Raw genomic sequence first — 14490 nt, 5'->3', positions numbered from 1 at the left:
ATGACCGTCGCCCAACCCATCGGGACGTTTGCCCGATGGTAAAGTTAGCAACTTGAAACCGATGTTCTTGCTCGCGTTGTAGTCACCGTCAACCGAGTACCCACAGTCGTTACACTCGAACCAACCGTCCGAGTTACGGTTCGTGCTGGACTGATGCCCGCACCGAGAACAGGTTTGACTCGTAAACGCGGGCGGTATATCCTCAACGCGGATACCGTACTCGGCGGCCTTGTACGCGAGCATCTCTTGGAGTTCGCGGAACGCCCAGTTGTGCATCTGACGTTTCACTCGGTCGTTCCGATTATCCATCCGCTCGCGGATGTGGGTCAAGCGTTCGACGGCGATGTACGAACAGTCGTGGGCGTCGGCTTCTTCCACGATGCGTCGAGAAATAGTGTGCAGGCGATTCAGCACGAAGCGGTTTTCTCGCCCCGACAGTCGCCGGAGTACCTGCTTGGCGGAGCGAGTGCCTTTGTGCTGAAGGCTTCGACGCACGCGGAAGTAGTGGTTCTGGCCCCACAGTAGTTTGCCACCGTCGTAGAACGACCCCGTACTCGTGACGGCGACGTTCTTGAGGTTCAAATCCACGCCCAATACTTTGTCACCGTCGCGTTCCTCGACTTCTTTCTTGATGACGATGTGAAGGTAGAACGCATCCTCGTCCTCGTGGTAGTGGAGCGTCCCCATCCGCTTCTCGTAATCGTCATCATCGAGGTAGGACGTCTGGTAGTCTCCGAGTACGTACTCAACGGCGGCTCTGCCGTTGATAGTGGAGAGGGTGGCTGACCTGTCTTTGATGGTCAACGTCCGTTTGTCGTAGACGGCTGACGGCTCGTTGAATCGTGGGAGTGGTCGGCTGTTGCCCTTCTTCCAGTCAGTAACGGTACTTTTCATCGCTTCGACGGCTTTCGAGTAGGCCCGCACACAGAGGTTTGCGGGCAGGTCTGTCTCGTCTCGCAAGTCGTGGTACACTTGGTCGTGTATCGTGGACTTGTTGAGGATGAGGTAGCCGTCGTTGTTCCTGCCGTTCTGGACGGTGTAGTTGCAGGCGTGGTTGAACTGGTCGATGGTCTGATGGAGGTCGTCTCGTCGGTCGTCCGGAACCGAGAGTTTGACCGGGATAGTTCGTTTGACCTCCATCTGTGACCTCACATACGAAGTGGTGTTTTATATATTCTACGACTGTTGTGGGGGAGTCGGCTTGCTATCGCTCGTGGTTTGGTTAGACTCTTGTCAGATTCCTCCCACGGCTAAAGCCGTGGGCTTCCTCCTCGAATCTGTGTGAGTACGATGTGCGTTCGAAGGTGAAATCGTACGGTGGTCGTGGTTTCGGTGACCTGACGCCGACAGTGCACCGAACGAGACCACAGTTGCTCACGTGCCTTCGTCGGGGTCCAACACTTCACTCACTGCATCGACGAACACCGCGTGCTCCGAGAGTGCCTCTCGAAGCGTCTCGTAGTACGCGACGGTATCGCCAGCGGTGAACCGGTAGTCCGACCACCAAATCGTCCGCCCAGTACCGAAGTCTCCGTGTGGAACCTCGTCTGCTTCCTGACGCACCCGCTCCAGTGCCTCGATAATCCGCTCGCGGAGCGCCGCGTACGGCGAGTCTCCCGAGAAGTCCGCATCGCCACTCAGGCCGTCTTCGAGATGCAACTCGAACCGTAACTGCCCGCGCTGGAGGGCGCGCGGCGTCGGGTAGTGCTCGAAGTGCACGTCGAACCCGTGGCTCCGGCCGACGTCCCACGCACGCGGCGTGACACGACCCCACGGCTTGCCCGAGTCGAGGTGGTCCCACGTCTGTGGACCCTCGGGTGGGAATCGACGGAGGTAGTCGGCCCACTCGTACTGGAGGACGTCGCGGGCGAGCTTCGACACGGCATCGCGCGTTGCGTCGACCTGCATCTCGTAATCGAGATAGAAGCTCGTTTCATCCGCGGTGTCGGGGCCATTCATACACCCATGCTAGTCGGCCACACAGTTAAATGTTCAAGCTGCTAATGGATTCCTTGGCGTTCTTGTTGAGAAAAACCGTTATACCGTGGTTTCGTGGTCGAAATATTCGCTCAAACCGAAGCGTTATCATTCTCGGTCGAACTACGCTGTGCTAATGTCACACACGCTTGAAATCGCCCCCTACGAAATCACGACGGGGTCGACGATCCGGCATTCGACGCTCTGTGAGGAACAAACGGTTCTCGAAATCGACGCGCAGTCTGTTCGGACGTCCAGCGGCGACCAGGAGTTCGTCTACCCACGCGAGCAACTCGCTCTTGATTTGTCTGTCGGCCGGTTCGAAGTCGTCTCGTAGATTCGATTACGATTCGGTCACGTTCACTCTGTTTTCAGAGACGTGAAGATACGTAATCGAAGACGCGCTCGCGAATTCGAGTGTGATATCTATCGAGTCGTCGTAGACGACCTTCCCATTTCCACCACCGTCAGCCGATTCGGCAACGATACTCCCGACGATGTTCCCGTCGCAGCCAGGGCCGCCACCAGTCCGGCCACAGGCACCGCCGCCATTGATTACGAAGTCAGTCCCTGGAGCGTAAATCAAGCCCGTGAACTGCGGTGTCCCACTCGCGGCAGCCACCTCGCTCGCGTCAGAGTGAACCATCACAATCAGGTCGTTAGCGTCACCGTCACTGTTGACGCCGGTGTTACCGTCGATTTCGACGTCGCCGTTGACGTAGAACGTCACGTTCCCATCGCCAGTTATGTGATGATTCTCAATTCCGGGGCCACCACCGCCGTGAGAGAACTCAAGACTTCCGTTAACGACGATATCGATATCTCCACCACTCGTATCGTAGGTCGTATCGTCGAGAGTCACATCTCCGTTCTCGTAATACCGCCCGGCTTCTAGCGTGTCATCAGCAGCCTCCGAAGAAAGATCAGAGCAGTTACCGGTTGCACAATCATCGATTTCCGATTCGATTCGAAAGTCAGGTGCGGGTGCGCTCACTCCGGTTTCGTTCGTCTCAAAGGCCTCCTCGTTCTCAATTGCAGACGGACCGTCTGAAGTCGTGCTCACGGATTTATCGAATGTTTCTGTCACAGGAACAGTGAGCGTCACTTCGACTCGTTCGTCGTCGGGGTAGTATTCGACCGCACCCTCAGTACGCTCCTCGAAGTAGTGGCGCCACGCCATATGATACTCACTCCGGATTTCGATGGTAACTGCCCCACCTTCGAGCGGATTACGCAACGAGGAATTCGGGAAGTGACGAGTTGAACCGTTGGACGTGATCGTAGCCCGTCTGTCGATTGAGTTGTCACCGTTAACCACGACTAGCGGAAGCGTCAGTGTCGCACCTCGATAGTGAACTTCTGGGGGAGAAACCATTGTCGACCCACCATTAGCGCCAGCTCGCCAGACACCACCTCCCTGATAAGCGATTGTTTCACCATTCAGTCCTTCATATGTAATTGATCCCATAGTGGTGTTCACGATCGTGGTCGTTCCACTGTCGTTCTCGAATGAGACCGTTATTGACCCAGCATCGTCATCGAGGAGATACTGTTTCGAGGGGCCCCTGCCGAGGTCAACTTGACGTACGTTCGATGGCCCCATCGCGACAACTGCCATATCCGAGTCGAGTTTCGTCAACGAAACTTCCGCGTTCTCCATCTGGATGTGTTCCTGGGTGGCTGTAAGTCCGGGAGCACCGATAGCTAAGAGAATGGTGGTCGATATGACGATCAGCGCGAAGATCAGCACGACTGCAAGTGGGCCGGTTATCCCCCTGTTTGTAGGAGTACGAAACCGACTGGGGCCTCTCATATCACCTCCATTTTTCGTGTCCCGTTATAAAATTAATATCTTGTTGACATATAAATACGCAAGCGTCACTTTGCAATAGAAAGACGGCATTCACGCAGTACGCTTTGGGGCCGGTAGACTATATTCCAGACGACACGACTCAATTCGTTCGACAACGAAAACCTGACCACATCCAACGGCGATCTCGCGAACGCCGCCGTCACGAATTCAGTCGCGAACGACACACTCCGTTTGACATACGACTTCGGCATCAGCTACGACGACAGCAGCAAACTGGCCCAACGTCTCATCACTGACGTTGGCGACAGCCTCAACGAGACGCTATCCGAGCCCGCACCATCGACGCTCGTGACCGACCCCCGGTGATTCTGCAGTCGTCATCTTCGGGTGAGTCTGGATTAACCCACAGGAGAACGGTACAGTAGCCGTCTGCGCGGCGGTCGTCAAGGGTGTCAAAGAGTAGTTCGACGCCGAGGATCTCGACATGCCGTATTCACACATCACACGCACGGGAGCGGTGGGCGTCAGGGTGTGTGCAGAAAGCGTTTGCGTGAGGAAAGACAACCCCACGAGACGCGCAATCTCGTCAGTACACCTGTAGTGATACGACGCGGTTTTCTACACCCTTCTCAGAAGCATCGAATCGATTCTTACCCGCTACACCCGTTGATTTCGGGGGTGTACACAGACGCCAATTTCCCGCAAGGGTGTACTCGATTCGTGGCCACCGTGGGTGTATCGAAACCCCTTCTGACTCGTCGCACACCCTACGAGACACTGTCGCCGATTCACCTGTATTCGACTACGAGCGCGTTTCGGACCCGAATATCGGCGTTTGGGACTCACCGGCTACGAGTCAATTCGGGCCATTCTCGCCGTCGACGACGACCCTCAAATGCGGTAAAACACCGGTACACCCCATCGTGAGTGGGGTGTATCGCCCGAATCCGATCTCAGAGTAGACCCAAATTATCGTCGTTCGTCGGGCCCATCAGCACCTCTTTCGACGACTGCCCACACCCCCGTGAGTCGACGTGAGACACCTTCTTGTGTGCGTTCGTTCGACCTGAAGCGAGGGTTCGTCGATGCCCGAATTATGGTGTGCGATTGCCGGCCGGGTGTGATATCTCGATCGGTGCCGCAGGCTAGGTGAACGCATGCTCTTCTTGCGGGTGATTCTGTGGCTGTACGCGACCAACGTGGGTGAAAAAAGACCCTCTACTACGCGTTGTCGACGAACCGTCGCGCCTCCGCCAACAACTCGTCCGCCCGCTGCTCGTCACGTGCCTCGGCAGTCAACCGAACGAGCGGTTGCGTGCCACTGGCGCGAACGAGGAACCACCCATCGTCGTGTTCGACCCGGAACCCATCGAGCGTCGAAATCCGCCCAGCGTCGTAGGTGTCCATCAGTGCGTCACGAACGCCCGCCATGACCGCCTCTTTTTCGTCAGTTTCCACGCTCGTCCGGCGGAGTGGATACGACGCCAGCGCTGCGCGTTGGGCAGCCAACGACCCGTGCCGTTCGACGAGTTCGACGAGCTTGCACGCCGCGAGCGGACCATCAGGACAGAGTGTTTCGTCGGGCCAGATCCACGCACCACTCGGTTCGCCACCGAAGACGACGTCGTCGTCGCGGGCCGCTTCGGCGACGAAGACGTCGCCGACTTTCGTCCGGGTGAGCGAGGCACCCTGTTCGTCGAGGACGTCGTCGACGACAAGACTCGTATTGAGTGGGGCAGCAGCACGCTCACCATCGGTGACGACCTCACGGGCGAACAGCGCGAGAAGTTCGTCTCCCTCGACGAACGACCCCGTCTCGTCGACGGCCATCATCCGGTCGGCGTCGCCGTCGTGTGCAATCCCGAGGTCAGCATCTGTGTTGGCGACGACGGAACAAAGCGTCTCGCACGTCTCCGCCGTGGGCTCGCTCGGGCGACCGGGGAAGCGGCCGTCGGGCGTCGCATTCAGCGTCTGCACGTCGCACCCCATGCGGAGGAGGGCTTCGACAGTCGCCTCTCCCATGCCGTTGCCCAGGTCGACGACGACCGAACAGTCACCATCGATATCGACCGCGTCACAGAGAGCGTCGACGTGGCGTGCCGTCAGATGGTCGGCGTCGTGCTCAGTGCCGACATCCTCCCACGACGCGTACGTCTGTTCGTTGGCATCGAGCGTCGCTTCGATTTCGGCACGGCGAGCCTCGCCGAACGCCTGTCCGGAGGGCTCCCACAATTTGAATCCGTTATCTTCTGGAGGGTTGTGTGATGCAGTGATCATCAGCCCCGCATCGGAGTCTGTCCACGCGACGCCGCGGGCAAGCGTCGGCGTCGAGACGCGTCCGGCACGTACAACGTCGACACCGGCACTTCGGAGGGCCGAACTCGAGGCATCGGCGAGAAGCGGACTCGTCGTCCGTGCGTCGTGACCGACGACGACACAGTCGGAGCCACAGGCTGCAAGCGCCTGCCCGAGGGACGCCGCCAACTCGGGCGTGATCGAGTCCCCGAAGGGACCGCGTACACCGCTTGTTCCGAACATGTCTGAACCTTCCCGTATCTAACAATGAACGCTTCGCATCAAAAGGAAGGACACGCCGTGTGGTTTCGTGATACCGCATCAATGGGTAACACGGCTTCCTCCCCACAGGACGTAGTTTACAGATTGTTTACTCCATTTGGTAGACGGCAACATTCGACAGATTTCAGCTCACGCCAACAAACACCATCGAAAACGCGGTTTCTACCATTTCATGGAGATTTCAATGGCGTATACCGACAGTAGCTATTAGTTGTTAGACAAGTAATAGGATGGCGTGGGTGGAACGCCTCGTTGCACATACGAGCACGACTATAGCGGCGCGAATCTAGATGCCGCGGACACTGACGGACAACAATCCGTGTGGCAGTGTCCACATTCAGCGACCGGTGAGACAGCCTACTGTTTGTTTCACACGCCGATCGAAGACAAGGACGCGGAACGGACGGCAGAGGAACTCCTCGAAGCCATCAACAACACGGAGCGACCATCGTCCTTCGTCGGTGCGCAGTTCGAGGCGCTCGACCTCGCAGATGAAACCCTCGGGAGCAGCGAAGAGATAGACCTTCGTGGGGTGATGGTCCGAAATGACGTGGACCTCCGCGACGTAGTCGTAGAGGCACCGCTTCGAATCGATAGCGGCTCAATCGGCGGCGACCTACTCATGCAGCGACTCGAGAGTCGTGGGGGACTCTCGTGTCGAGACCTGCAGACTGGTGGCCAGTGGCTGCTCTACGATGCCACCATCGATGGGAGACTCGACGCTGCTGGTTACAGTGGAACGTCTCTCATCGCGACTGGCATTCACGTCGCCGATGGAGTCTCAGTCAGGAAAGGGGTAGTAGAGTCACAACTCGACTTCACACAAGCGCGGGTTGAGGGGCCAGTATGGCTTTCACATACGCGTGTGACCGGCCACCTCGACCTAGGGGCGGCAGTGTTCCATGACCGATTGTCGCTCTCGCATTGTCAAGTCGCCGGGAACGTCGTCGTACGGGATACGACGGTAGAAAACGGATTTTCCCTCGAGCACCTACACGTGAGCGAAACGTTCGACGCGACGCAGATGCGCGTCTCACAGGGTATCGAAGCCACAAGTAGCCAGTTCGACGGTGAGGCGGACTTCACCGAGATCGAGGCCACTGGCGGGCGACTCGACTTCGACTACTCCCTGTTCGGCGAGGCAGTGTACTTCGATATGGTCACCATCGCCAGTTCACGCCTTTCATTCCAGAATGCACAGTTCCGGGGAGAGACAGTGTCGTTCGTCTGGGCGGCTATCTCGGGGACACTCTCGTTTTCGGGGGCACACTTCACAGCCGGGTCACAGTTCCGGATGGTCGAGTCCTCGGTGGGAAAAAGCATCGTCTGCGACCATGCTTCCGTCGATGGTGAAGTATACTGGAAGCTGTCTCGTGTACACGACAACGTCGACTTTTCGGACTGCACCGTCACATCGCTCGTGTTCGGCGTTGAGATCGGTGGCAATCTCGATTTCGCGTACACTTACGTCGCCGACAGGACAGAGTTCGGAGAGGCAATCGTCCACGGTGATGCCCGCTTTACGGGCGCTCAGTTCGACAACGAACCAATGCTCACTGATGCGACGGTCGAAGGCAGTGTCGCCGCGTACGGACTCTCAGTCCAGACGACGAGCTCAGAGTGACGACAGAAATGTGGAGTAACGACGAAAGGTGAAACAGCGATGTGCGCGTTATATCCGTGTGCTGATGGGCTGACTGCGTAGAGCTCTTGTTCGATGCTACACCGATGCAAACTATTATAAATAATTGAATAATTGTCATTATTGCGGATTCGAATCGAGTCTCTATACCTCGATTGTATCCGTAGGCCGAACACTGTCAATTCCCCTTCCCCCTCGGCACTGTTCGGTCAACCCAATTTTGACGAGTTTACAGGTAGAACACCCGAAGTGTACAAGACAGTTGACACCTAATACGGAAAGTGAGTCGCGACAGAGACACAAATGAACCGAACATTGTGGCACGTAGGCGTTGTCCTCCTCACTCTCGGGATTATGCTCGCCGCCGTCCCGACTGGAAGCTACAGCACTATCGCTGGTGAACGTTCAGTAGGTGTCTCTGTCGCGTCGGACGAGAGCGCACTGATTGCGCTGTACGAATCAGACGGGTTCATCACGAGAGACGACGGTGCAATTGTGAAACTCAAGAATAACCTCAACTCGGTCGCATCCGTCACAATCACTGATGTGAGCCTGAATACGACATCGGTGGCTGCCAGCCGGAGCGCCACTGGTTCGGCGCTGGACATTCAGCCCGGTGACACCCGAGATATCTTGGTTAGTTGTGAAAACAAACCAGACAACGGTACGGCGGAATTGGCGGTGACGGTCGATGCAGATTCCTTCGGGGTTACGATCCATAATGCAGTCCTGACGACAACGCTGGAATACGATTGTCCGCCGGGTAACAGTGGCGGCAACGGTGGCGGCAACGGCGGCGGCAACGGCGGCGGCAACGGTGGCGGCAACGGTGGCGGCAACGGCGCGGGTTCAGACGCGTTTTGTGACCGAAAACCGAACCACCAGAGTTGCTAATTATTCTATAGAGGTTAAACACATCACATCCGGGTAGTGGAGAGCCACCCACTACAAGAACCGTCGCTTGAGTTGCTCAATGAACGAAAGATCCCGGCTGGCTGTGCGCAACCGGACGGGGGCAATCCCAAGCGTGGCGACGCCTATTACGAGCATCCCTACGACTAGAACAGCATCGATTACGAGTATCGCGACCCATGGGTGGATGGCGTGCAAAGCGAGAATGAGCGACCGTGGAAGAATCGGGAGGTAGCGCCGCTCGGTGATTTTTCGGGTGTACGCGCCCGTTTGATCGGGGGCACGAATTGTGAGCGTCGTCGTCGCACGTTCTTGGCCGGGAACGACGAACACGGTCTGGCCCAGTGTGACGTCAGGGTGGTTAGACTCCACGACAATCATCGTTGGAATGTATCCCTTGTTGGTCACACGGTACTCGACAGTCGCAGCGTTACCTGGTTCGACCACGAGTGGGTTCTCGCTTGGCGACTCCGAACTGACGATATCTACGGCCGTCGGTCCTGAACTGACGACCATACTCACTGTTGCGGGGGCCACGAGAATGAAGACGAGAATGAACAACACTGCCCCAATCGAGAGGTAATTGGGCCGACGACGGCTCCGTGTGGAGGGTTCACGGTTACTTCCAAACACGTCGACAGCGATGCTCAACAAGATGAACCCCACGCCGGTAAAGACGAGTAGCGTCGGTGCGGAGACACCCCGAAAGAGAGTTCCAAGTCCAGTACCTCCTGCAAACACGCCCCCCACAGCACCGAATGCTCCGTGGAGCACTTGCACGGCTGACCCGAGACCAGGGATAGCAACCACCTGCCCATTGAATTGGAGTGCTTCTGCGACGATTTGTGATTCGCGAACAGGAGGCTCGACGTTGTCTTGGTCCGTGAACGGATTCGCATCGCCACGAGTGATGTACCCGTTCGCAGTCTGGTCAACGACGCGGTGCGTCGTCAGCCCTCCGCCGTGGAGATTTTCAGCGCGGAAGACGATTACGTCGCCGGGCTCCGGTGGTGCGGTCAACACCGACGGGATAGCGATGAACCCGTCGCCAGCCTCCAGCGTCGGGGCCATGCTCCCGGTTTCAGTGTATCCAAGGAGAATCGGTTGTCCAAGCGCCTGTCCAAACAGAAGTAAAACCACAACTACGAGGACAAACCCAAGGACTGCGTATTCGACGAATTCCGACCGATTCACACGTTACTCACTGATTGGGTACTCGTCATCATAAAATGACACGTCAGTTCACCGTTTCACCTTGACTGTGAGTGGGACGCTGTCCGTCAATACATCAGTGTGTGCGGGGTCGTCTGTGAAGGACGCTCTACACAAAGTGGAGTGGTACAATAATAATCTCCCCGACTAAATCGACAGACAGAGGCGAGTTGTTTGGCAGAGAAAGATGAGCTTGAGTAACGTGAATGGGTCGTTAGGTTTGTTCAAGCACCCGAATACAAAGTAGGTACTCTTCGATGACATCAGTAACGACACAGTTTGCTGTGTCAGGAGAAACTAAAATGGGACTTAATCGGCGCAACGTATTACTCGGGCTCGGTGGAATCGTTGGTGGCGGCGGCGCACTCGTCGGAACGGGCGCATTTTCGTCCGTAAGTGCGGCGCGAACTGTAAAGGTCAGCACGACTGGGGACGCGAGTGCTTTCTTACAGATTGAACCGGGGACCGCTGGTGGGGCGTATCTCAATTCGGCTCCCGCATCTGAAGAAACTGTCACTGTAAACCTCAACGGAGGGGGGAGTGGTGGGTTCAACAAGGACGCAATCACTACCATCGACGGCATTCTGACGGTGACAAACAACTCAGCAGACGATACCGATTCGAACGGCGATACGATTCGAGTCGGTCTCTCAGATTCAAGTCCGTCGGGTACACCAACTCCGTACAAGGCCGCCACCATAACGGTGGATAACGGGACGAGCACAGCGGTCGCCAAAGCGACGTTCTATGTCGGCGACGGCAATGCAGATGCAAGCACGGCAGAAACGAGTACGAAGACCCTCGGAGCAAGTGACAGCGCGAGTATAGGCGTGAAGATCGACACAACCGATGTTACCAATCTCTCAGGAGACAGCACCGAAGATACGATTTCACTCGTCGCAGACGACGGGGTCTAAGCGCTGTATTCAGGTAGCGATATCATGAGTGAATTATGAAACGACGAACAGCCCTCACGACGCTCGGAATGCTCGCCCTCGGGGGCGGAACAGCACTCGGAACAGGTGCCGTTGACGTGGTTTCGAGCAACGCCAACGGAAGCTTCCGAGTCGTCTCACCGGGGGCAGACATCGAAATCACCCCTGCATCCTCGACAGGTTCGAACGTCATCACGGGCGACACCATCGACTTCACGGCCCTCGAACCAAACGACCTGCCAGTAGCAACCGTCAACGGAAACAACGGACAGATGGTCACGATTCAAGTCGCGGTGACGGCAACACAGGACGTCGACTTCGGTGACATCCTGACGATAACCAACAACAACGCCGACGGCACAGACTACGAAGTCGCGTTCGACTACACTGGCTTTGGGGCGGACGTTGGGGCCACCATCCCGACGGCAGACGTGGTTGACGCATTCGAATTCCGGAGCGCAGATGATACGATTATCTCCTCTGATTCAACCGACTCAGAGAACGACCCGACGAACTTCGTCACTGTATCTACGGAATCGCCTGAAACAGTCAGCTTGCGCGTGAACCAGACGAGCACCATCGCAAACGCAGTAGCATCTGGCTCGTTTGCCGGTGACAGCGAGAGTACCGTCCTCATCGACGAAGTGACAGCCGTCGCAAACCAACTGTAACTTCGCACATCTATCTGGAGTCCACATGCCCACACGCCGTCAGACACTCTTCGCGATGGGCAATCTCTTCGTCGCGAGTGGGCTCGTCGGGTCAGGGGCTACAGGAGTTGTTCGTTCATCGTCGAGTGCATCGTTTCGCGTCGTCGACACCGGTGGCAGCGATATCGAACTAACGCCCGCAAACGACCCACCGGTTCACGTCCAAACGGACAGTGACGGGAACGTGAGCGCGATTACACCCGGAGGAGACAGCGATGGAATCAATACGCGTGCGGTCACACGGTACGAAGATATCGTCCTGCTGTCGAACGTCGGAACGACGAATATCGATGGCATCTACTTCTCGTTCGAAGCGACAAGTGACACACTCTCAGCAACGACGTTCGATTCTATCGAAGCAGTATTTCAGGCAACGACAGCCGACGAAACACTAAATTCGACTGGGACATCCGGTGATAACCTCCTAACTGTGAGTACCGATGAGGACGTCACAGATGAGGTACTCAACCCTGGTGACGCAGTTCTCTTCGGACTGCAGATTGACCTCGTTCCAACTACCCAGACGCAGTCACTCGAAGCACTCCCTCCCAGCGACGAGTACGACCTGACGCTTCGAATCCATACCGAGCAACACACGAACTGAGACAGTCCCACCAAGCGCAGAACATTCAGTCAGGCTAGAAGATAAATACTCGAACACTGTACAAGCATGTGACACATGAGCAAACATGGTGGGGGTGGTTTGCTCAGCAAACGACCACCTGACAGGGAGCGCAGCCTACCCAAAGACGAAGTCTTCGATATCATGAGTAACCACCGGCGGCGATATACGATCCATTACTGCAAACAGGTAGAAGGACCAATTCCGTTGTCGGACCTCGCCGAACAGGTCGCTGCGTGGGAGAAAGACAAGACGATATCGGAATTGAGGTCAGCTGAACGAAAGACTGTGTACACGTCGCTTCAGCAGACACACTTGCCTCGACTCGAACGTGCGGGAATCATCACGTACGAGGACGGCGAAGTGGAGTTGACGGACCAGACGGAACGCCTCGACATCTACCTCGACATCGTTCCCGAGAACTCAATCCCTTGGGGCGTGTACTACCTTGGACTCTCGGCTCTCTCGTGGCTCGTCATCGGTGGGCTCTGGGCAGGGGTTCTCCCAACTGAGACGATTCCTTCATTAGTGTATCCAGCGACAATCGTCGCCGTATTCACCGCCTCAGCGGCGTACCACGCAGTGACGAACCGACGCTATCGATTCCAGAATCTCGACCAACCACTGTAAGAGTGGACTGCCACCGGCAGTGCAGTTTTTTTGAATAGTTATACTCACACACTCATAAGTTGAGCCACGCATGCGCGTGGAAGTCACCGAGCGAGTAGTAGTATATCTCGGTGCCATCGATGACAGCGTACACTTCGATATCCGGGTCGTAGATGACACGTCGGTTGGTATCGATTGCGACGTCGACGAGGTCTTCGAGCGTCAAAATCGAGATGTACTGCTTGTCAGACTCGGTCGGGAATTCTCCCTGCGAAATCCACTCGTCGTGCCTGTTGTGTGAGATTCGAGTTCGGAGTTCTTGGGAATCGGTGTGTTCTTCGGTTCGAATGACGACACCACAGAGCCCGAACAGGAGGAGCCCTGCCATGGCTAATCCGCCGTACTCGAACGGATCAGACGGACGTGTGATCTCTTCTTCGACTGTTTTCGAGCGTGTCTCACTGTCGGTGAGCGAGCCATCGAGGTAGTACGCCTGACCGGAGAGTACAAACGGTGTACTCGTCGTAAGCGTTCCCGAATAGGAATCCGAATGGTACGTCACATTGAGTTTGAGTCTACTCACGAATCGGCCGACACCACCCGTTTCAGCCCGTTTCTGTTGCAGTTCTTCCCGTATCGTGGAGACGTTTATCGAACGCACTGCGACAGCGGTTCCGTCTGAGACTTCGCGTTGCTGGTCGAGAAGTGTCTCTTCTGCGCTGTAGAACGGTTTGCCGTCCCGAAGGCCGACTGTCTCCATCGTGAGTCGGTGTGTGATCGTCACCTCTTGGTCCGACGGGGCCGTCGTTTCGACGTGAAACGACAGGTTCGGCGTCATGGAAACGAAATATGCTGACCGGTTCACGAGGGTTTCACCCTGCTCGTAGAGCGTCGAGTTACCGGTCACGACAGCACTCGTCTGGACTGACGACTCGAAGGTTTGGTGGTTGATTTCTTCAGAGACTGTCTCTGTCGTCGGCGTCAGAAAGACATACCCGGCCCCTGCGAGACAGAGGATACCTGCGACTGCAAAGATGACGACGAGCGGCCGTGCCTGCTGCGTGACGAATAGCTTCAGGCGGTCTTCAACAGCCATGATAGTGAGACGGTGGTCGTTCCGAACGGGACAGCACCATTACAGTTCAGTATGTCAACGCGGAACAAAGCTTTTGTCCTAGAAGACAGACTGTCAATAAAGAGAGCGTGTCTGAGTACGATGTCCAATGAGCCGGCGGACCGGAGTGACCGAGAGAGTGCAACCTCGACGTTCGAGGACTGGGTAACCCAAAAAGCAACGGAAACCGATACCCCACGAGAACAGGTTCTCGAACAACTCCTCGATTCGTACTGGACGCTTCAAGAGGTCACACAGGTATTGGGCGGACGGAAACGCACTCCACAATATACAGACGATGACTTGCAAACGAGGGTTCGCCACAATGCAACGAGCCCGCAGCCAGATGAGACTGTGTCCAACGTCG

14 protein-coding genes are annotated in these 14490 nt (G+C 56.4%); 8 read left to right on the top strand and 6 right to left on the bottom strand.

Annotated elements, in window-relative coordinates; all coding sequences use genetic code 11:
* Both AUR66_RS21060 and AUR66_RS03150 read right to left on the bottom strand, forming a co-directional pair.
* The coding region (locus AUR66_RS21060; RefSeq protein WP_157532973.1) for an RNA-guided endonuclease InsQ/TnpB family protein at window positions 1–1140 on the bottom strand (1140 nt) is incomplete at its 3' end.
* A 234-nt stretch (window positions 1141–1374) separates the two neighbouring features.
* Entirely contained in the window at window positions 1375–1959 is a 585-nt protein-coding gene (locus AUR66_RS03150) for a hypothetical protein (RefSeq protein ID WP_058571065.1), read from the bottom strand.
* A 154-nt stretch (window positions 1960–2113) separates the two neighbouring features.
* On the opposite strand from AUR66_RS03150, the gene AUR66_RS03145 reads away from it, so the two are divergent.
* Window positions 2114–2314: a hypothetical protein gene (locus AUR66_RS03145; RefSeq protein ID WP_058571064.1), complete on the top strand. Its 201-nt coding sequence runs from the start codon at window positions 2114–2116 to the stop codon at window positions 2312–2314.
* 6 nt (window positions 2315–2320) lie between these two features.
* Here AUR66_RS03145 and AUR66_RS21055 read toward each other — a convergent pair whose 3' ends face one another.
* Window positions 2321–3790, bottom strand: coding sequence for a DUF7289 family protein (locus AUR66_RS21055; RefSeq protein WP_449271630.1), 1470 nt, complete (start codon window positions 3788–3790; stop codon window positions 2321–2323).
* A 231-nt stretch (window positions 3791–4021) separates the two neighbouring features.
* On the opposite strand from AUR66_RS21055, the gene AUR66_RS23135 reads away from it, so the two are divergent.
* Entirely contained in the window at window positions 4022–4156 is a 135-nt protein-coding gene (locus AUR66_RS23135) for a hypothetical protein (protein WP_331456978.1), read from the top strand.
* Window positions 4157–5011: 855 nt separating this feature from the next.
* Here the strand turns inward: AUR66_RS23135 and glmM are convergent.
* On the bottom strand, window positions 5012–6328 hold the full coding sequence (gene glmM / locus AUR66_RS03135; protein WP_058571062.1) for a phosphoglucosamine mutase: 1317 nt from the start codon (window positions 6326–6328) through the stop codon (window positions 5012–5014).
* A 403-nt stretch (window positions 6329–6731) separates the two neighbouring features.
* On the opposite strand from glmM, the gene AUR66_RS03130 reads away from it, so the two are divergent.
* Both AUR66_RS03130 and AUR66_RS21050 read left to right on the top strand, forming a co-directional pair.
* Window positions 6732–7991 carry a hypothetical protein gene (locus AUR66_RS03130; protein ID WP_058571061.1) on the top strand — a complete coding sequence of 420 codons (1260 nt, stop codon included), beginning with the start codon at window positions 6732–6734 and terminating at the stop codon, window positions 7989–7991.
* A gap of 372 nt (window positions 7992–8363) precedes the next feature.
* Window positions 8364–8903, top strand: coding sequence for a hypothetical protein (locus AUR66_RS21050; RefSeq protein ID WP_058571060.1), 540 nt, complete (start codon window positions 8364–8366; stop codon window positions 8901–8903).
* A 51-nt stretch (window positions 8904–8954) separates the two neighbouring features.
* Here AUR66_RS21050 and AUR66_RS03120 read toward each other — a convergent pair whose 3' ends face one another.
* Window positions 8955–10115: a signal peptidase I gene (locus tag AUR66_RS03120; RefSeq protein ID WP_058571059.1), complete on the bottom strand. Its 1161-nt coding sequence runs from the start codon at window positions 10113–10115 to the stop codon at window positions 8955–8957.
* A 320-nt stretch (window positions 10116–10435) separates the two neighbouring features.
* Here AUR66_RS03120 and AUR66_RS03115 point away from each other — a divergent pair, with 320 nt between their 5' ends.
* The 4 genes from AUR66_RS03115 (at window position 10436) to AUR66_RS23220 (ending at window position 13030) form a co-directional block, all read left to right on the top strand.
* A complete protein-coding gene (locus AUR66_RS03115) occupies window positions 10436–11050 on the top strand; it encodes a hypothetical protein (RefSeq protein ID WP_058571058.1) in 615 nt (204 codons plus the stop codon).
* 35 nt (window positions 11051–11085) lie between these two features.
* Window positions 11086–11739: a hypothetical protein gene (locus AUR66_RS03110; RefSeq protein ID WP_058571057.1), complete on the top strand. Its 654-nt coding sequence runs from the start codon at window positions 11086–11088 to the stop codon at window positions 11737–11739.
* Window positions 11740–11764: 25 nt separating this feature from the next.
* On the top strand, window positions 11765–12382 hold the full coding sequence (locus tag AUR66_RS03105; protein WP_058571056.1) for a hypothetical protein: 618 nt from the start codon (window positions 11765–11767) through the stop codon (window positions 12380–12382).
* Window positions 12383–12457: 75 nt separating this feature from the next.
* Window positions 12458–13030 (top strand): DUF7344 domain-containing protein, encoded by a 573-nt coding sequence (locus AUR66_RS23220; RefSeq protein WP_082682107.1) that lies wholly within the window; start codon window positions 12458–12460, stop codon window positions 13028–13030.
* A 52-nt stretch (window positions 13031–13082) separates the two neighbouring features.
* Here the strand turns inward: AUR66_RS23220 and AUR66_RS03095 are convergent, their stop codons facing one another.
* Entirely contained in the window at window positions 13083–14105 is a 1023-nt protein-coding gene (locus AUR66_RS03095; protein WP_058571054.1) for a DUF5305 domain-containing protein, read from the bottom strand.
* Window positions 14106–14490 lie beyond the last annotated feature (385 nt).

The organism is Haloferax profundi (genome assembly GCF_001469865.1).
Taxonomy (GTDB): Archaea; Halobacteriota; Halobacteria; order Halobacteriales; family Haloferacaceae; genus Haloferax; species Haloferax profundi.
The sequence above is the reverse complement of the archived record's forward strand: the minus strand, read 5'-3'. Positions and strand labels throughout refer to the sequence as shown.

Coding starts and splice junctions, on each gene's coding strand:
- AUR66_RS03150 (WP_058571065.1), bottom strand. CDS start 1,959: ATGAATGGCCCCGACACCGCGGATGAAACGAGCTTCTATCTCGATTAC.
- AUR66_RS03145 (WP_058571064.1), top strand. CDS start 2,114: ATGTCACACACGCTTGAAATCGCCCCCTACGAAATCACGACGGGGTCG.
- AUR66_RS21055 (WP_449271630.1), bottom strand. CDS start 3,790: ATGAGAGGCCCCAGTCGGTTTCGTACTCCTACAAACAGGGGGATAACC.
- glmM (WP_058571062.1), bottom strand. CDS start 6,328: ATGTTCGGAACAAGCGGTGTACGCGGTCCCTTCGGGGACTCGATCACG.
- AUR66_RS21050 (WP_058571060.1), top strand. CDS start 8,364: ATGCTCGCCGCCGTCCCGACTGGAAGCTACAGCACTATCGCTGGTGAA.
- AUR66_RS03115 (WP_058571058.1), top strand. CDS start 10,436: ATGGGACTTAATCGGCGCAACGTATTACTCGGGCTCGGTGGAATCGTT.
- AUR66_RS03110 (WP_058571057.1), top strand. CDS start 11,086: ATGAAACGACGAACAGCCCTCACGACGCTCGGAATGCTCGCCCTCGGG.
- AUR66_RS03105 (WP_058571056.1), top strand. CDS start 11,765: ATGCCCACACGCCGTCAGACACTCTTCGCGATGGGCAATCTCTTCGTC.
- AUR66_RS23220 (WP_082682107.1), top strand. CDS start 12,458: ATGAGCAAACATGGTGGGGGTGGTTTGCTCAGCAAACGACCACCTGAC.
- AUR66_RS03095 (WP_058571054.1), bottom strand. CDS start 14,105: ATGGCTGTTGAAGACCGCCTGAAGCTATTCGTCACGCAGCAGGCACGG.